Consider the following 17,808-nt stretch of genomic DNA (forward strand, 5'->3'; position numbering starts at 1 on the left):
ATAAAAAAGTTCGCAGTTCATTGGGATTATTTTTCTAAATTGGCTCGGGACCTCGTGGCGATATGAGACATAATGTTGGTATAATGTGACATAATTCGTTTACGTGAAATATAAAGATAAGAGGGGTAATGCGGCGGTAAAGGGAGTGTTCCAAGAAGAACAGGTGGTCGTTTAACGTGTGATAGATTATAAAATCAAAGACTGTATACTGTTAGGTGCATCCTATAAACCTAGGCGAGTTGTGTTTGCCACCTGACGGCGAAAAGGTGAACTTGTTTGGATTTATTTTTGGCGAAACCCAGATTCGTGTGGATAGATTTGCCGTTATGTGATAGATGGAGCGTATTGGGTGGCGGGTGGATTACCCCACCCAGTTCGATACGGGCGGGGATCTATACCTTCCTACTCTCCCATGCCATATTTTCATAAATCTTAATATTCAATAAACCAACAATACCCATATAACAGACACCCCTAAACCCAAAAATACACTTGCAATTTCTTGACTAAGCATAACCATACAAGAACCCTCTGAAGAATCCATGCCATGAAAAAGTACCTACTTATCCTTATCCTCATCCTCACCTTCTCAATTCCAATTTTTGCCATCAACACAGTGATTTTAAAAAATGGGAAAACCATCAAAGGGAAGGTAACTGATCAAAACGAAAAAGGGCTCACCATCCAAACGAGTGATGGGATACAAACCATTACGAAATTCCAAATCTTAAAAGTTGTCTATAAAGATGTAAGCGAACAAGAAGCAGAAAAAATTCGCATCGCTGAAGAAAAAAAATTACGAGATAAGGAAGAGAAAGAAAAGGCAAAATTAGAAAAGGAAAAACAAATCGCAGACGAAAAGGAACGCAAACGTTTAGAAGAAGAAGAGAAACTTGCAGAAAAACAAAGGCAAGAAGAAGCAGCGAAACAAGAATCACAAGCAGAAAAAGAAGCAAAAGCCGAGGCGGAATGGCTGGCTACTAGGCAACTTGTTCCCTCTCCTGCTGCCACAAAATGTGGAGGTCGTTTGGCATTGGTCTGGAGATCTACGGTTTTACCTGGATGGGGACAATACTGCGGGGGACACAATACTTCCGCAGGTACATTCGGAATCTTATTTTTTGGATCCCTTCTTTATAGTTTGGGTCCCTTACGTACTGAAGAAAAAAATGCAAAATCACATTACGATACAATGGTACTATTAAACCAAATAGGAGGACCAGGAACTAGACTTACCGCACAAAACATTAGTTTGCCGAATGAATTCCTAGCAGGATATATCGAAACATCAATTACAGATGACTTAATCGTAAAAAGTAAAAACAATGCAAAAGAAGCCAACACAAAGTACCTTGCAGGACTTGGAACGGCGAGCATCATCTATATCACAAATATCATACATGCCTACATGATCGGAAGAGATAGATACCCAGAAAGACCAGTTGTCCAATCGGGCGGAAAACAATTTAAAGAGGGTTTCGATTTTGAATCCAGTTGGGATAAACCTCAAGGTGTAAATGTATATCGCCCTCAATTCAATTCGATATACGCAGAACTTCGGTATTCAATCTTATTTTAAGGATATTTTTATGAATCGAATCATCTTAACCGTTTTTATCTCAATTTTATTTTTCCAATGTAGAATCTTTAAACCATCTAGCTTGGATCCCTCAGAAGACATTGGTTCATTACAAGCGTTACTAAGATTACTCGCTCTAGCAGATGCCTTTAATACACAAAGCCAATCTGTTTTATTCATGAAGTTTACAGACTCCAATGGAACTCCTTATGCAAATGGAGTCATCGAATACTTTGTTTATAACGAAGCAGATGAAAATGGTGTGGCGACCTCACCTTATGGTGAATCTGGCAATGTACAAATTTATACAGCAACACTTGATACATCCGGTAGAGCATTTTTGTTTTTTAGTGAAAGAGGAATTGCAAATGTATCCTTAAAAAATGTAAGTAATACCTTTATTGGGACGGTCTCCTTTCGCATTTATAATGGCATCACAAAACAATTATTTTCCATTTATAAACAAACAGGTAATGCACAGTACATCCTGGAAGATTTAGCAAATTATAGAAATAGATTAGCAACAAGTAATACATTCACTTCTCTTGGTTCTGCCAACGGAAGGCAATTCATCTATCTTGAAGTACAATCCAATTTTATTAGTGCTAATAATTTTACAACAACTGGTTACATTGCTTCGAGTGCTGACGGTGAATATTATGACCAAATCACAAAAATTGACGGAGTCAGTTTGGCAAGGAACACCACCACGGAAACTGTATTAAAAGTCTCTCTTCCCATGTACAATGGATCCGAGTATGTTTTTTTCCTTTCAGCTGAAACAAGAAACTATCCTGCTTTAACATTTTTAAGTAATAAAAATTTATACGTGAAATTCTCTGCCTTCTTACCGCCTGCTTCAGCAACTGCAATTGAGAAAACATTACCTACCCTCCATCGATTTTTTGAGAGTGTTGATAATGCTTGGTATTACCCTGCTCTTTCCCTAGGGAGTGGTAAGTATTTGGGTACCCCACTGCTTTCCGGAGTCCCGAGACCACTAATCATCCAATTGGATTCCGATACAACATCTGATTTAGTAAGTGGCTTCAGTTGTCTAACATCATCTCCTGATGCCGAATTAGTTGCTTACCAACTCATTTCACATTTAGGTGTGAATTACTTACAATGCCCAACAAATGCATTTGGGAGTACATTTATCTCAAACAGCATCAAAATTCCAGAACTCACCACAAACCCAGTTACCTTTGATGCAGTCTCACCTACTACTTTCGACTCACCTGTTTTTCCTGTCCAAGACCAATTGGTAGCAGTTTTATTTTCTTCACCAAATTATTTTGGTACAACCTTTCCGAAAGGTTCCTATGCAAATCCAAGTCCAACCATTACAAAAAATAGTACCCAGATTACCGGTTTTACTTCTAGTATCGGGGGAGGTTCCTCACGATTAAGAACTGTCAAAAGTTCTAATTCCAACCATTATTTTTTACTTTCTAATGCACCAAATTTTGCCACTCCAACAATCGAAATCTATCGTAGTAGCGACAACTTAACTAGCGTTAGCCAAGTTCCATCACTCCCAAGTTTATATAGTACAGGTATTACAAATCCAGAACAAATCCAATCTGCCAATGGAAAACTCAATTTTAGTTATGCCATATCAGCAGGGATTGGCATCGGTTCATTGCCCGTTTACCTAAACTATACCACTCGTGATGACGGTACGTGGGAAAGTTTACCAAAACTGATCAAAATAAAATAAAACCTATGACTGGGAGTAGAGAGTATCCTTTCGAATCTATAAGGTACTTATTTTACAAACTTAATTTCTTTCAAAAAACTCTGAAGGATCATTTCAAATGCAGGTGAAATGGTTTTGTTTTGGTGCAATAAAGTTTTTTGAGTCGAATAAGTTACTAATTTTTTGGAAGTCGTTTTTAAATTTGAACCAATCAATTCTGCATCCTGTTTTTGTGTTTCGTCACCATCATTAGGAAACAAAATCAATACTGGTTTGTTGATCATTTTTGCTGTATTCAGTGGTGATACCTCATCAACTAATAAATCACCTCTTAGTTCCGCGATCGATAAACTGAGTGGAATGAAAAATCGAATCAATCTAGAATAAAGACTTTCATAACGATGTTCCACATAAGACCGCATGTCTTTATAGGGAGTATCTGCGATCACAAATCCATATTCGTATTGTCCATCTGCAAATTGTAGTGCGGTTGATGCTCCTAAATCGATACCAACAATTCCAATCCGATCTTCAGGAGTATTATCTATTTCTGAAAAATATTCAACCGCCCTCTCTAAATCCATTTTTTCATGGTAACCATATGTGGAATACTTACCATCACTTTCCGCATGAGCCCTAGCATCATACAAAAATAAACTACAACCTCGTTTCCAAAACGGAGTCGCATAAGGTAACATTTGGATTTTAAAATTAGAAAATCCGTGTAAAAGAATAACCCCACAATTTTGTTTTTTGGGATTTTTGAAATACCAGCCCCGTAATCGCAAAACACCATTTTGAAAACGAATTGTTTCCGGCGTTGGCAACTCAAATTCAGAAAAAGAGATTTGTTTTCTCAAGTTTTCATCGTCTGATTCACTTGGATTGGAAGGTGTTAGAATTTGTTCGGAAAGAAAATAAGAAGCAACTAGCAGAAAGAAGGCGAGTATGAGTAGGATCCAACTTAGAGTTTTTTTCATGGACATGTGCCTAGTAGGAAGTTCTAGGAACTTAGCCAAGTGGGAAGCGAATTTTTCAAAATCTTCCAATTTAAGCCGAAAAAGAATTGCTCTCATAACAACTTTACCTTCATCTTTACGAAATCTATGAAACAATATTTAGCGTTTTTCTCCCTACTACTTTCGGTATCGTTAACCAATTGTCGGACAATGGATGCAGCGATCCAATACCCTGAAACAGGAAAATCCAATCTCGGAATCACAAAAGTTGCTGTACTCATTTTTGATATTGAAGAAGCAAAATGGGGTGACGAATTCACAGATGCAGTTTCCTTACAAATCGCAAAATCACTTCCTTTCAAAGTCATAGAACGTGAACAACTTTCCAAAGTTGTGAATGAGCAGAGTTTTTCCAAAACCGGAATCATAGATACGCAAACAGCTGTTAGAATTGGAAAAGTTCTAGGTGTGGATGCTCTAGTTTTTGGCAGAGGTTCTGCTCTAAAAAAATTCGATGATAAAGGAAAACTCATCCCAAATTTAGTCGATACCGTATCCCTAAAAATCGTTCACATAGAATCCGGACAAGTCATTGTCAATGCGCGAAAAAAACCAGGTGCCGATTGGACCATGGCACGACTTTTACAGTATAGTCTAGGATTTGGGCTGATTTGGAGTCGTGAGGATATTTTAATTGCAACAAGCCAATACGATTTTGTCGCGGAAAGTTTAGTCGATCGAATTGTAAGTGAACTGGCTAAATAATTTTTATCAGTCTCATTTGATTGGATCAATCGGATTCAATCACGTCTAAATTTATAGAACAAAGAGGAACCTTAAATGAAAATTAATATTGGAATTCCAGAAGAAGAAAGAAGTGCCATTTCAGAATCTTTAAAAAAACTGTTAGCTGATACATACACTCTCTACCAAAAAACACATAGTTACCATTGGAATGTAACAGGGCCTATGTTCCAAACTTTACACCTTCTTTTTATGACTCAATACACTGAACTCTGGAATGCAATTGATCCAATTGCAGAACGAGTCCGCTCTCTCGGGTATTATGCACCAATGGGTGGATGGGAATTTGCAAAGTATTCTAGTATTTCAGAAGACAAAGAAGTTCCAAAAGCAAAAGACATGATCAAAAATTTAGTGGAAGGGAACGAAGCCGTGATTCGCACAGCACGTGCAGCTTATGCTCCGGCAGAAAAAGGGAATGACCAAGCAACCCTGGATCTATTAACACAAAGACTTGACATTCACGAAAAAACAGCATGGATGTTACGTTCGTTACTTGAAGAGTAAGGGAATCAAACAAACTCGTTTTGTAACCAATTTCCAAGTTTTTCCAAAAATACTTTTTGGTGGGTAAAATGGATATAATGCCCACCACCTTCAATTTTTACTTTTACATTATTTTTAAAAAACCGATCCATAATGGAAAGATCAGATTCTTTTATGTATTCGGAATTTCCACCTAACAAAAACAAAGTCCGAGTATTTGAAATTCTATCAAATGAAAATACATCATCAAAAACCCTTCTAGCGTGATTGATTCCCTCTACGTTCAATTTCCAACGATAAGAACCATCTTCCTCTCGTTCCAAATTCATTTGTAAAAATTGGCGGATAAACGTATCTTTTACATACTTCGCCATTTCCGTATCAATTTCCGTACGTGAGTTAAATCCACTGAGTGGAAATGACATCGATAAAATCTCATTGTCATAGGCAAACGGATATGACCTTGGTGCAATGTCTTGTATGATGAGACTTCTGAGCAAACCTGGGTGCATCAAATCAAAATACATCGCCACGAGACCTCCCATCGAATGACCGAGTAAAATCGGATTTTGGATATTTAATTGATTTAGGAAAGTTTCCAAATCATCTGCCATGAGTGGTATGGAATGTTCGTCACTGTGTGGAGAATCTCCATGATTCCTTTGGTCAATTGCATAAACTTGACCAAACTCGGATAAAAATCTTGCGACTGTCACCCAATTTTTCGAAGAACCAAATAACCCATGTAAAATGACTATATCACCCATTGACTTTTTAGTTGGATCGGAATTTTGAAATGGATAAACTTTGTAATTTAATTTCACAAAACTTTCCTTATGTTTGAAAATTAATTAGAGATTAGCGAAAACATTCTTTTTTTAGAATCTGTAAATGAGGCAGGATTTGTTTTTTTTCGCGAGGACCAATTTCCGATGCATAACGAAACATTTGGTTGATTTCTGATTTGATTCCTTCTCCCACTGGTGGAAAACATGGAATCGAATCTGGATCTTTAGTCATAGAGATTAGGTTTTTTACAATATCTTTTGTATATATGTTCACGTAATTTCCTGTCGGAAATAGGTACAAATATCGTAATTTACCTTTACGTATCTCTTCCAATCGACAACGTAAGTCCGCTCCACAATCATTCACGGGAATACTTTCAGTTGCCAGATAACCTGCGTAATCCGAATGTTTTGTTTTTGGATAGGATTCGAGTAATTTCCAAAAATAATTGGAATCTACATAATATTTTCCAGAAGAATAATCATATAATAACTTTGTTTGGTGGCGTTTTAAAAACTCAAGAGTCTCTGGATCATTGTCTGGTTTGATTCCTTTTTCATTCATCAAATCCACAGTTTTTTTTAAGAAAAAACCTGCTTTCGCTCTAAGGAAAATAAACTCATCCCCTGTAAATTTACCTGAAGAAGAAATCGAAAATATTGTATCAGTGATTTCTTGTTTTGCCAAAAAATCCACTTGTTTCGATTGAATCAATTTCTCTGCTTCAAATAACAATGTGGAAAGGTATTGTTTTGGAGGAACTGAACGCACCACTGATCGTTTGATAAATCCGGAAAGTCCATCTTGGAGTTTGACTGGAATCCAATCTTCTTTGGGGCTTTCCAATGAATTTTGATCATACGTAACAGGTTCACCAAACTTTAGTTTTCGCAAAACATCACTTTTTTGGTCTGCAAAGAGATGTAAATTAAGACCAATCACTGGGATGACAATCTCAGAATGTAGGTCCCTTTGAAAAAGTTCAGATGGTTTGGTCTGTTTTGGTTTTTCCTGGAACGTAGGAGCTGCAAAAAGGGGAGTAATTCCGAATAGAGCAACTAACAATACAAAGCTGATTTTTCCTAAAAATCTAAACGGAAGACTAGAACCAAAATTTTGCATTTTGTTTCCAATCCATAGGAATCGAAATCGTTTCATACCAATTCCGATTGTCCCTTTACAAAATAGTTTTAGTAAAGGAACAAGTTTCATCTTATTTTTGTAAATCCTCAACCATTTGTTTGATACGTGCTACACCTTTTTCGATGTCTTTATCACCTAACGCATAAGACAAACGAATGGCTTTGTCATCTCCAAAGGCAATCCCGGGCACTGCTGCCACATTGTATTTGTCGAGAAGCACATCACAAAAAAGTTTCGAAAGAGAAGTTTCCTTTTTTTCAGCCAAGAGTCGTTTGAATCCAGGCAATTCATACACGCCCGTGATATAAGGGAATGCATAAAAAGCACCTTCAGGCATTCGGCATTCCACACCTGGAATCTCTCGTAAAAGTCCCACAATGAGTTTACGACGTTTGTCAAAAGCCTTTAACATTTCTGCCACAGGTGTTTGGTCCCCTATGAGAGCGGCTTCCGCTGCAGCTTGGGAAATGGAAGAAGCATTGCTCGTGGATTGGCCTTGCATGGTATCCATGTTTTTCACAATCTCTACATTCCCTGCCCCGTATCCAATTCTCCAACCCGTCATCGAGTACGCTTTCGATACACCATTGATGACAAAGGTTTTTTCTTTCATCTTAGGTGAAATCATCGCAGGGTTCACAAATTCCAATCCATCATAGATGATTTTTTCGTAAATATCATCGGAAACAGTTAGTATGTCTTTTGGTTCCAAAACCTTCACGAGTGCTTCTACATCCGAACGGGTGTAAGCTGCTCCCGTTGGATTGGATGGAGAATTAAAAATAAAGACTTTTGTTTTCGGAGTGATTGCCTTTTCTAATTGTTCCGCCGTGATTTTAAATCCACTGGAAATGTCCGTTGCAACAATCACAGGAGTTCCTTCTGCCAAACGAACGATATCCGCATAACTCACCCAATACGGTGCAGGGATAATTACTTCATCACCAGGATTGAGAGTCGCCATAAAAAAATTATAAAGAACTTGTTTTCCACCCGTTCCCACAATGATTTGATTTTTTTCGTACTTTAATCCGTTTTCGGTTTCAAACTTCTTAATAATGGCATCTTTCAGAGAAACGGTTCCACTCACGGGAGTGTATTTGGTTTTCCCTTGGTCCATTGCTTTTTTAGCAGCTTCTTTGATATGAGTTGGTGTATCGAAGTCAGGTTCCCCTGCACCAAATCCAACCACATCAAGTCCACTCGCTTTCAATTGATTGGCTTTAGCCGTGATCGCGAGAGTGGGAGAAGGTTCTACGACATCGAGTCGTTTTGCTATAAGTTTCATTTTGTCCTCTATTTCGTGAGTGGTTCTTCTGGCACTGTTTCTTTGAACTGATCCAAAGTATAAATTTCGTATTCATACCCTTGTTCGGTGAGGAAGAGTTGTCTGTTTTGGCCAAACCTTTCTTCGTTGGTATCACGCGAAATCAGAGAGTAAAAAATAGCTGTATTGTCTTGGGATTTTGGACGAAGGATACGTCCTAAACGCTGTGCTTCTTCTTGTCTTGATCCAAACGTTCCCGAAACCTGAATGGCAATGTTCGCATCCGGTAAGTCGATGGAAAAGTTTGCCACCTTTGATACTACTAGTTGTTTGATTTGACCCGTACGGAACGCTTGGTAGAGTTCTTGTCTTTCTGGTAGCGGAGTTTTTCCCGTAATCAAAGGGATCTTGAATGTATTGGAAATCTCTTCTAACTGATTGATATACTGTCCAATCACCAAAATGTTGTTAGTGGAGTGTTTCTTTAAAATATAGCTGATCGCACGAAGTTTTTCTGGGTTTTCTGAAGCTAATCGGAATTTCTCACGATCATCCGCAACAGAGTATTTCATACGAAGGTCATCTTCCATAGGAACACGGATTTCCACACAATTGGCTTCCGCAATCCAAGACTTCGCTTCGAGTTCCTTCCAAGGTACATCGTATTTTTTAGGTCCAATGAGTGAAAACACATCTTCCTCAAGTCCATCTTCCCGAACAAGCGTAGCTGTCAAACCTAACCTACGTTTGGCTTGGAGTTCCGATGTCATACGGAAAACTGGAGCTGGTAATAAATGCACCTCATCATAGACAATGAGTCCCCAGTTGTTTGCACTAAAGATATGAAAGTGGGTGAAGTCTCCCCCTTTTTTCTTTCTATGAGTGAGGATGTTATAAGTTGCAATCGTAATCGGTTTGATTTCTTTCATCTCACCCGAATACTCTCCAATGTCTGACTCAGGGATATCCGTTTTGTCTAAAATTTCATTTCTCCACTGGCGGATGGACAGAGTGTTCGTTACAAGGATCAGAGTTTCCGCTCCTACAATTTGCATGACACCCATTCCCACGATGGTTTTACCCGCACCACAAGGAAGAACAACCACACCCGATCCACCTTCGTTACGCCCACCAGCGTGGAAGGCTTCCACAGATGCTCTTTGGTAGTCTCGCATTCCAAACTTTATCCCACCTTTTGTCGTAGGACGTAAGTTAAATGGGTATTTATTCCCTTCATCGTAACCAGCAAGGTCTTCCACAGGAAAACCAATCTTGATTAACGCTTGTTTGATGTGTCCTCGGTATTCTTTTTTGATACGAATTTTGTCACCTTCCATTCCATCCACAAAGGGTTGAACGGCCCGGTTGTTTGCGATCTCAGTGATAAAACCTTTTTCGTTTGAGATGATATACAACTCTCCCGACTCTTCTTTTACCAATTTCACTTTTCCATAACGAGAGATTTGTTCTCTCACTTCGTTCATCACGTTTTTAGGAACGGAATAACGAGCAAATTTAGTAAGGCCTTCAATGATTTCATCAGCCGTCATTTTAATAGAAGCAGCATTCCACAATGAAAGTGGAGAAATACGGTAGGTATGCATGTATTCAGGGCTTTTTTCGAGCTCCGCAAACTTGGCAATGAGGTCCCGACAGGCTTCAAATTCTGGGTTATCCACCTCTAGAAGCATTGTTTTGTCACTTTGTACGGTGAGTGGCTTGGTCATGGTATTCCCTCTCAATTTAACCAGGCTGGGGAGAGAAACCGCCCTGTCAACCCATTTGATTTTAAGAGATTTTGGATGCATTTTCCCGCCATTTTTAGGGCAAAACCAAAAAGAATGAACAAAAACAAACCAACTACCGTCTAAGATATGTTACTCTTTCATTCAAAAATCGATTGCGTTTGCATGATAAGTTTTGGCGTTCCCAATCATTTTTAAAATAACCATGGATTGGAAAAAGGGGCAGGCTCCTTCGGGGTTCGCTTTCGCTCCCGTCATTTCTTTTCGCCTAACGACGAAGAGAAATGACCAAGCCCTACGGATCCTTAACGCGTTAGATAAGATTCTAAAATGGACTCAGTGGCCGTATCCAAATGCATCCGATCTGTCAGATACTTTCGAAATTCTCTTGCTCCTCGTTCTCCATAGTATAAACCCAAGATATGCCGAAGTACGTGATGGACTTTACCGCCATTTTCACGAACAGATCGTACATAAGGAATCATGGATTCCAAAACGGACTCCCTCGTTTGTGGTTCTTGTTTTGATCCAAAATACAAAGAATCTACAGTAGAAAATAAAAATGGATGATCATAGGCCGCACGTCCAATCATCACACCATTTACTTTCGTTAGGTGTTCTCTTATTTCCTCATGTGATTTGATCCCCCCATTAATCGTTATTGGCAAATCAGGGAAGTCTTGTTTCAGTCGGTAAACATCTTCATAACGAAGAGGAGGAACCGTTCGGTTTTCCTTCGGTGAGAGTCCTTCGAGGATGGCAATCCTTGCATGAACGATACAATGGTCCACTCTGGCGTTTTTTATTTTGGAAACAAAATTGTATAAGTCTTCATAGGATTCTTTCCCATTCACACCTATTCGATGTTTAACGGTAATTGGGATTTTGACTTTTGATTTACAAGCGGAAACCATCTCTGCCACAAGGTTTGGTTCTTTCATGAGACAGGCACCAAAACTTCCACTTTGCACCCGGTCAGAAGGACAACCCACATTCAAATTGATTTCATCATACCCATAATCTTCCCCAATTTTAGCGCATTCCACAAGAGCCGCTGGTGAATCTCCCCCTAACTGGAGAGCAATGGGATGTTCTTCTTTTGAAAAATCTAAGTGTCGATGGTTATCTTTTCCCCGAAGGATGGCACCTGTCGTCACCATCTCTGTATACAGTAACGCGTGTTTGGAGATAAGTCGGATAAAAAAACGAAAATGTCTGTCTGTCCAGTCCATCATCGGAGCAACAGAAATGCGGTGCGATGGGACAGGACTTGGCAAAAAGATTCTCCTATGCTTCTTGTGGGTGTTCCTCTCTGGATGGAAGGCTTAAAACCGAGGCAATTTCTGTCGGAACCCCTCTATGGATTTCTTCAGAAGCAATTACTGCAAAGTTCCTTGGGGGTAGTTCCTTTGTCAAAAAGAATGCAAAGGCTTGTCTTAAGTACCTAGAAACTACAAAGATAAGGAAACGATTTTCATCCAATGCCTTTTGTAATTCATTATAAACCGATTCTAAGATCCGCACCCTAATATCATGAGGTAGGATGATGAGTTTACTACCATCGGATTCATCGAGTGTGATACTTTTATTCATACGATCAATGATCCTTGGATCAATGGTTACCACATGTAACTTCCCATCTGGAGAGAGGAAATCATTGATGATTTGGCGAGAAAGCGCTTGCCTAACATGTTCTGCTAAATCAAACGGATTGTTTGTGCGTGGGAGATGGTTTGCAATTGCATCCATAATTTTGGGAAGGTTCTTAATAGACAAACCTTCTGCCAATAGATTCTGTAAAGTCTGTTGGATGATACCAAGTCTTCCTTGTTTGTCATAATCCAATTCACCCACAAGAGTAGGATGGGTTTGGCGTAAATGTTCGAGTAGTGCTTTTACTTCTTCTCTTCCTAGAAGTTGAGATGCATAATTAGAAATGAGTTCTTTTAAGTGAGTGATGATCACAGTCGATGGATCTACTACGGAATACCCTTTGTTTTCCACTTCAATTTTATCATTTGGATCAATCCAAGTCGCTTTTAAACCAAACGCAGGTTCTGTGAAAGGTTCACCAACAATTGGTTCCAAGTTACGAGATGTATTGTTCATCGCCATAAGCCTATCTGCTTTTACAGCCGCCTGTCCAACCACTACACCATTGATACGAATGCTATAATTATCATGAGGGATTTCTAAATTGTCAATGATACGTATCGCCGGGATCACTAGCCCAAAATCAATCGCAAACTTTTTACGAGTATTAGCAATTTGTTCGAGTAAATGCCCACCGGAAGAAGCATCAACTAACGGCAGTAAATCACGTCCAAGTTCCACCTGTATAGCTTCGACAGATATTTCTTTGATGTAATTTTCTGGTTTTTTCTCTTGGACTTTCTCTTGGGAAACAGTTTCGATTTTTTTGATTTCTTCTTTGGCAACTTGTTCGATCGAATACCCTAAGTATCCAATGGCACTCGCTAAGAAGAGAAGTGAGAAAAAAGGAAGACCAGGAATGAGACTTGCAAGTCCCAGTGCACCCGAAACTACGTATAATGTTTTTGCATTTCCAAAAAGTTGGTCTTTGATCTCTACCGTTAGTTTTTTTTCGGAACTAGATCTTGTGACAATAATACCTGTTGCCGTTGTGGAAAGTAGACCTGGTATCTGGGAAACAAGTCCATCTCCAATGGTAAATTTACCATAAGTTTCAATCGATGCAAGGAAGGATTCCCCACGAATCGTAGATCCAATGAGAATCCCACCTATCAAGTTAATGGCAGTAATGATAAGCCCTGCTCTCACATCCCCTTGAACAAATTTGGATGCTCCATCCATGGCCCCATAAAAATCCACTTCACGTTGGACTTTTTTACGTTTTACCTTGGCTTCCGCTTCCGTGATGGCACCACTATTGAGTTCCATATCAATGGACATTTGTTTTTGTGGTAATCCGTCGAGTGTAAACCTTGCTGCCACTTCCGAGATCCGAGTTGCACCTTTTGTGATTACTAACACCTGTACGATGGTGAGGATAATAAAGATAATAAGACCCACAACATACTTTCCTAGTCCAGACTCACCACCAACCACAAACGTTCCAAAGGCTTCGATCACACTGGAATTCATTGCAGGTCCTTTGGAAAGGATCTGTCTTGTTGTCGATACGTTGAGTGCTAAACGAAAAAGTGTGGTGATAAGGAGTAAACTAGGGAAAATCGAAAACTCACTCGGTTCTGTTACCGATAAAGCTGTCATGAGAATGAGGAGTCCAAGTCCTATACTCACAACAATCAGGATATCCAAAACAAATCCAGGGAGTGGGACAATTAACATCCCAAGGATCATCAAGGTTCCCACACCTAACACAACATCTGATTGTTTTAAAATATCTCTAAAGTTCATATGGTTATGCCATTCCTACTTTTTTTTTGAACTTCTCAAGGGTGATGAGGATTTGCACCACTGCTTGGAAGAATTCTTGTGGGATTTCTTCTCCCACTTCAACTTGTGCATACAAAAGGCGTGCTTGTTTTGGGCTTTCTACGATGGGAACATCATTTTCACGTGCAATCCTTCGTATTTCCAATGCTAGGCGGTTTTCGCCTTTTGCGATCACACGGGGTGCAGAATCTCTACCCATTTCATAAGATAATGCGACTGAATAATGAGTTGGATTAGTGATCACCACATCGGCTTTTGGAACTTCACGTAACATATTACCTTGCATCATATCACGAGCGAGTTGCATCCTGCGGTTTTTCATTACAGGATCCCCAGAATCTTCTTTCATCTCTCGTTTGGCTTCTGAAGGAGTTTGTTTTAAGGATTCTTCAAACTCTGATTTTTGGAAAAAGAAATCTGCAACGGCAATCCCAAGCAACAACAGACCAACCGCCATCATAATCTTAAAACCAGAATAAGTAACAAGTGAGATGGCTTGCATCATCCCCATATTCCCAGTGAGTAAAACTTTTAGAAAATCTCCAAAAATCAGGATATAACTAATCACTCCAATTAACACAACTTTTGCGAGCGACTTAACTAAATTGAACAATGTTTGGCGATTCGGCAAAACTCGTTTAAAATTGGGAGATATACGATCAAACCGAAAGGACAAGGCTCTTGGTGAAAACATAAACCCTACTTGGACTACATTTCCTACGATCGCAAATACGAGAGTGATCGCAAGGACTGGCCATAGTAAGTTAAAAAAATCTTTGGAAACACCAGAAAGGATCACACGGAACTCTTCTGCCCCAAAACGTTCGTGGTGCATTCCCATAGGTAAGTATTTTTTAATGAAGATTGCTGTGTTTTTAATGAAGGTATCACCGAGTAAAAAAAGAACCCCGGTCCCACCTAATAAAACCAAGGTGGAAGCCACTTCATTGGATTTGGGAACATTCCCTTTTTCCTTTTCTTCCCGCCTACGACGCTCACTCGGAGGTTCTGTCCTTCCCTCATCGGCCGCTGCAAAAAGTTGCAGTTGGATTTCATAAGATCCTGTGAGAAATATTAAATTTGAACCACTAACAGGCGTCAGTTTGTCTTCCAAAAAAAACGAACCATTTAGTATACCCTGCAAACGCTCCAATATAGAAAAAAACATTGCCTGTAAAGAATGAAACAGGGAACGAATCATCGGAGTTTGAAAACAATAACCAAAATTCTTCTTCATAAACTTGGCCACTCCCGAACAAGTAAACTCGCTTTGTCCATGGAGATTTGAATCCCTTGTACCATTTGTGTGGCGATAAATGTAAGAGTTGCAATAAGAGTGAGTGTTCCAATAAACACCTTCAAAGGAAACGACATGGACATCACATTCATTTGTTGTGCTGCCTTTCCCATTAGTCCTTCTGCAAGTGAAACTAAGAAGAGAATACCCATGACAGGAAGGGCAATTTTAAACGATACTACAAACATAGCGCCGATTGCATCTTCTACCAATCGATACAATCCACTATTCACTTTTCCAGTGAAGGAGATAATACGAATTTTTTCAAAAGAATAGGCAAGGGTTTCAATGAGAAAACGATGTGCCCCTATCACTAGGAATAAGGCGGTTGCCATTAAGTTTTTCATCGTACCAATAGCAGGGAGTGAGTTTTGTGTCACTGGATCGAGGATTTCTGTATAACCAAATCCAATTTGGTTATTAAAAAATTCACCAGCCATCTGAAATGCGCTAAACACGAGTGAGACGAGAAACCCAATAAACACACCAATGAGCATCTCCGAAATGATCATAATCCCAAAATTCACCATATGACCAGGCACAGGTGGCATGTAGTTTGCCACAACAGGGTATATGATCAATGAGACCATAAAGGAAAAAATCATTCGAAGGGAGAAGTTGATCGATTCTGATGAAAAAAATGGGGCTACAAGGAATAATCCAAGCAGTCGTACTAAAACAAAAAGGAAAGATTGAAAGTGTAAGATGAATGCTTCCATATCATATCTTTTCGATCATAAAAAAGATTTCCCTAGTATAGTCCGTCATCACACGTACCATCCAGGCTGAAAAAAAGACAATCACTGCAAAAATGGAAACAAGTTTTGGTACAAAGGCAATCGTTGGTTCTTGGATGGAAGTAGTAGTTTGCAAAATTCCTACAATGAGACCTACCACAAGAGCTGTGATAAGAATTGGACTTGAAATTTTCAAAGTCACAATAAAAGCTTCCCGCATCATATTGACTACATCTACTTCTGTCATTTATAACTCCTTACGAGTTCCAGTACAAGTAAGTTCCATCCATCAATTAAGATAAAAAGAATGAGTTTTAAAGGAAGAGAGATCATAACAGGAGGTAACATCATAAAACCCATCGCAAGTAGCGCCGAAGCCACAATTAGATCGATGACGATAAAAGGGATAAAGATATAAATCCCGATGATAAATGCTTTTTTGATTTCACTCAGCATAAAAGCAGGCACAAGCACATAAGATGGTACATCTTCAAAAGATTTAACATTTTGTACTTTGCCAATTTTCAAAAAGAGAGCCACATCTTTGGTTCCATCTTTCCCGAGTTGTCGTATCATAAATTGACGCAGGTGTTTCATGGATCCTTCCATAAAAGCAGACTGGTCAATTTTTCCGTTTAAGTAAGGTTGTAGTGCTTCCTCATTCACCTTCCCGATGGTCGGTGCCATGATAAAAAAAGTGACAAACAAAGCAAGGCCCATCATTACTTGGTTAGGCGGAAGGTTTTGTAAAGAAAGAGCCCTCCTCACAAAGTCAAATACAATGACAACCTTTGTAAACGAGGTCACACTCATCACAATCGCAGGCGCTAAGGAAAGGATCGTAACAAGAAACAGAATCATCAGCGATAAACTGGTTTCTTTCGGACCTCTCGCCTCATTTACGTTAAATGATAAATTCGGAATTGGAATCCTTGATCCATTGTCTTGGGCAAGGAGTCCTGCAAATCCACTGGCAGAGACTAAAAACAAAATGCTTATGAGAAAAATAATAGATTTATGTCTCTTTAAGAAGGAAAAAAAACGAAGTTTCATGCCTCTCCTCCTTCCAAAAGTTTACGGTGTTTGCGAAGGCGTTCCAAACCTTCTTTTGCTTTTCGTTGGATTTCTGCTGCACCATCCATTTCCAAACCTTCCATTTGGTTTGGATTGATTCGGATTTTCCTCTGAGCTTTGGATTGTAAACTTTCTAGCACTGTTTCCAAAAAGTTGGGAACGTAAGGATCCGCTTCTTCCTTCATTTTTTGGATTTGGTTTTTTTCTTCTGGAGCTGTGACTTCTGTGAGTAAACTGACCGATCCATCCGCAACACCTAACACGAGTGTACGACCACCTACTTCGATGATTTGCACTGATTGTGTGGCAGACAAAGGCAAACTCGAAAGTACCTTCATAAACCCTTTTACAGGGTATTTTGCCGATTTGGATTTCTGCATTTGCAAAACCAAATAATAACCAGCACCTACAAGGATCGCGAGTACAAATAAAATCTTAACTAAAATCCAAGTTGCCGAAGGAGAATCATCTTGGTTTTCATTATAACGTTCTTGGATTAAATTGGGTTCTTCTTGTTTATTTTCATCTCCCGACTTACTTGTGTTAGCTGAGGTGCCTAACCCATTCCCTAGTTTCCCATTTGATTGGTTACCTGAGTCTAAATTGGAGCTGGAATTTCCATTCGATCCAGTATCTGATAATCCTGGTTTGGATTTGGATTCGCCTAATTCTTGGCGTAAAATCTGATCCAATTCTTTGGTTTCTGAATTCTGAGAAAATAACGGGGAAAAAGAAAAAAGAAAGAGTACAGAAAAGTACATAACTTTCCCACTTCGACTTTTCAT

General features: G+C 39.2%; 16 protein-coding genes. 4 read left to right on the plus strand and 12 right to left on the minus strand.

The window, feature by feature from the left end:
• The first annotated feature begins 547 nt into the window (after positions 1-547).
• Positions 548-1,579 (plus strand): LA_0442/LA_0875 N-terminal domain-containing protein, encoded by a 1,032-nt coding sequence (locus tag DI076_RS07180; protein WP_108959285.1) that lies wholly within the window; start codon positions 548-550, stop codon positions 1,577-1,579.
• A gap of 10 nt (positions 1,580-1,589) precedes the next feature.
• Positions 1,590-3,302, plus strand: coding sequence for a hypothetical protein (locus DI076_RS07185; RefSeq protein WP_108959286.1), 1,713 nt, complete (start codon positions 1,590-1,592; stop codon positions 3,300-3,302).
• A gap of 47 nt (positions 3,303-3,349) precedes the next feature.
• Here DI076_RS07185 and DI076_RS07190 read toward each other — a convergent pair whose 3' ends face one another.
• On the minus strand, positions 3,350-4,261 hold the full coding sequence (locus DI076_RS07190) for an alpha/beta hydrolase (protein ID WP_108959495.1): 912 nt from the start codon (positions 4,259-4,261) through the stop codon (positions 3,350-3,352).
• Positions 4,262-4,387: 126 nt separating this feature from the next.
• On the opposite strand from DI076_RS07190, the gene DI076_RS07195 reads away from it, so the two are divergent.
• Positions 4,388-5,005, plus strand: coding sequence for a CsgG/HfaB family protein (locus tag DI076_RS07195; protein WP_245918318.1), 618 nt, complete (start codon positions 4,388-4,390; stop codon positions 5,003-5,005).
• A 75-nt stretch (positions 5,006-5,080) separates the two neighbouring features.
• Positions 5,081-5,551, plus strand: coding sequence for a Dps family protein (locus tag DI076_RS07200; protein WP_108959287.1), 471 nt, complete (start codon positions 5,081-5,083; stop codon positions 5,549-5,551).
• 5 nt (positions 5,552-5,556) lie between these two features.
• Here DI076_RS07200 and DI076_RS07205 read toward each other — a convergent pair whose 3' ends face one another.
• The 11 genes from DI076_RS07205 to DI076_RS07255 all read right to left on the minus strand — a co-directional run bounded on the left by DI076_RS07205 (position 5,557) and on the right by DI076_RS07255 (position 17,808).
• Entirely contained in the window at positions 5,557-6,354 is a 798-nt protein-coding gene (locus tag DI076_RS07205; RefSeq protein WP_108959288.1) for an alpha/beta fold hydrolase, read from the minus strand.
• Between the two features lie 34 nt (positions 6,355-6,388).
• A complete protein-coding gene (locus tag DI076_RS07210; protein ID WP_174705033.1) occupies positions 6,389-7,531 on the minus strand; it encodes an SH3 domain-containing protein in 1,143 nt (380 codons plus the stop codon).
• A 1-nt stretch (position 7,532) separates the two neighbouring features.
• Entirely contained in the window at positions 7,533-8,750 is a 1,218-nt protein-coding gene (locus DI076_RS07215; protein ID WP_108959289.1) for a pyridoxal phosphate-dependent aminotransferase, read from the minus strand.
• Between the two features lie 8 nt (positions 8,751-8,758).
• On the minus strand, positions 8,759-10,456 hold the full coding sequence (locus DI076_RS07220; protein ID WP_108959498.1) for a DNA repair helicase XPB: 1,698 nt from the start codon (positions 10,454-10,456) through the stop codon (positions 8,759-8,761).
• A gap of 323 nt (positions 10,457-10,779) precedes the next feature.
• A complete protein-coding gene (dusA, locus tag DI076_RS07225; protein WP_108959290.1) occupies positions 10,780-11,751 on the minus strand; it encodes a tRNA dihydrouridine(20/20a) synthase DusA in 972 nt (323 codons plus the stop codon).
• Positions 11,752-11,761: 10 nt separating this feature from the next.
• Positions 11,762-13,876, minus strand: coding sequence for a flagellar biosynthesis protein FlhA (locus tag DI076_RS07230; RefSeq protein WP_108959291.1), 2,115 nt, complete (start codon positions 13,874-13,876; stop codon positions 11,762-11,764).
• A gap of 4 nt (positions 13,877-13,880) precedes the next feature.
• The gene (locus tag DI076_RS07235; RefSeq protein ID WP_245918319.1) at positions 13,881-15,152 is read right to left on the minus strand and encodes an EscU/YscU/HrcU family type III secretion system export apparatus switch protein; all 1,272 of its coding nucleotides are present in this window, start codon (positions 15,150-15,152) and stop codon (positions 13,881-13,883) included.
• Positions 15,149-15,931 carry a flagellar biosynthetic protein FliR gene (gene fliR, locus DI076_RS07240; protein ID WP_108959292.1) on the minus strand — a complete coding sequence of 261 codons (783 nt, stop codon included), beginning with the start codon at positions 15,929-15,931 and terminating at the stop codon, positions 15,149-15,151. The genes DI076_RS07235 and fliR overlap by 4 nt, the downstream gene beginning before the upstream one ends.
• A gap of 1 nt (position 15,932) precedes the next feature.
• On the minus strand, positions 15,933-16,196 hold the full coding sequence (gene fliQ / locus DI076_RS07245) for a flagellar biosynthesis protein FliQ (protein ID WP_012389491.1): 264 nt from the start codon (positions 16,194-16,196) through the stop codon (positions 15,933-15,935).
• Positions 16,193-17,002: a flagellar type III secretion system pore protein FliP gene (gene fliP, locus DI076_RS07250; protein WP_108959293.1), complete on the minus strand. Its 810-nt coding sequence runs from the start codon at positions 17,000-17,002 to the stop codon at positions 16,193-16,195. The genes fliQ and fliP overlap by 4 nt, the downstream gene beginning before the upstream one ends.
• A complete protein-coding gene (locus tag DI076_RS07255; RefSeq protein WP_245918320.1) occupies positions 16,999-17,808 on the minus strand; it encodes a FliO/MopB family protein in 810 nt (269 codons plus the stop codon). Before DI076_RS07255 ends, fliP begins: the two co-directional genes overlap by 4 nt.

It is taken from the genome of Leptospira ellinghausenii (assembly GCF_003114815.1).
Taxonomy (GTDB): domain Bacteria; phylum Spirochaetota; class Leptospiria; order Leptospirales; family Leptospiraceae; genus Leptospira_A; species Leptospira_A ellinghausenii.

What these genes read in the sequence shown, in the direction of transcription:
- DI076_RS07215 (WP_108959289.1), bottom strand. Translation starts at nt 8,750, where the DNA reads ATGAAACTTATAGCAAAACGACTCGATGTCGTAGAACCTTCTCCCACT.
- DI076_RS07220 (WP_108959498.1), bottom strand. Translation starts at nt 10,456, where the DNA reads ATGACCAAGCCACTCACCGTACAAAGTGACAAAACAATGCTTCTAGAG.
- DI076_RS07230 (WP_108959291.1), bottom strand. Translation starts at nt 13,876, where the DNA reads ATGAACTTTAGAGATATTTTAAAACAATCAGATGTTGTGTTAGGTGTG.
- DI076_RS07185 (WP_108959286.1), top strand. Translation starts at nt 1,590, where the DNA reads ATGAATCGAATCATCTTAACCGTTTTTATCTCAATTTTATTTTTCCAA.
- fliR (WP_108959292.1), bottom strand. Translation starts at nt 15,931, where the DNA reads ATGGAAGCATTCATCTTACACTTTCAATCTTTCCTTTTTGTTTTAGTA.
- fliP (WP_108959293.1), bottom strand. Translation starts at nt 17,002, where the DNA reads ATGAAACTTCGTTTTTTTTCCTTCTTAAAGAGACATAAATCTATTATT.
- DI076_RS07190 (WP_108959495.1), bottom strand. Translation starts at nt 4,261, where the DNA reads ATGAAAAAAACTCTAAGTTGGATCCTACTCATACTCGCCTTCTTTCTG.
- DI076_RS07180 (WP_108959285.1), top strand. Translation starts at nt 548, where the DNA reads ATGAAAAAGTACCTACTTATCCTTATCCTCATCCTCACCTTCTCAATT.
- DI076_RS07195 (WP_245918318.1), top strand. Translation starts at nt 4,388, where the DNA reads ATGAAACAATATTTAGCGTTTTTCTCCCTACTACTTTCGGTATCGTTA.
- DI076_RS07210 (WP_174705033.1), bottom strand. Translation starts at nt 7,531, where the DNA reads ATGAAACTTGTTCCTTTACTAAAACTATTTTGTAAAGGGACAATCGGA.
- DI076_RS07200 (WP_108959287.1), top strand. Translation starts at nt 5,081, where the DNA reads ATGAAAATTAATATTGGAATTCCAGAAGAAGAAAGAAGTGCCATTTCA.
- DI076_RS07235 (WP_245918319.1), bottom strand. Translation starts at nt 15,152, where the DNA reads ATGAAGAAGAATTTTGGTTATTGTTTTCAAACTCCGATGATTCGTTCC.
- fliQ (WP_012389491.1), bottom strand. Translation starts at nt 16,196, where the DNA reads ATGACAGAAGTAGATGTAGTCAATATGATGCGGGAAGCTTTTATTGTG.
- DI076_RS07255 (WP_245918320.1), bottom strand. Translation starts at nt 17,808, where the DNA reads ATGAAAAGTCGAAGTGGGAAAGTTATGTACTTTTCTGTACTCTTTCTT.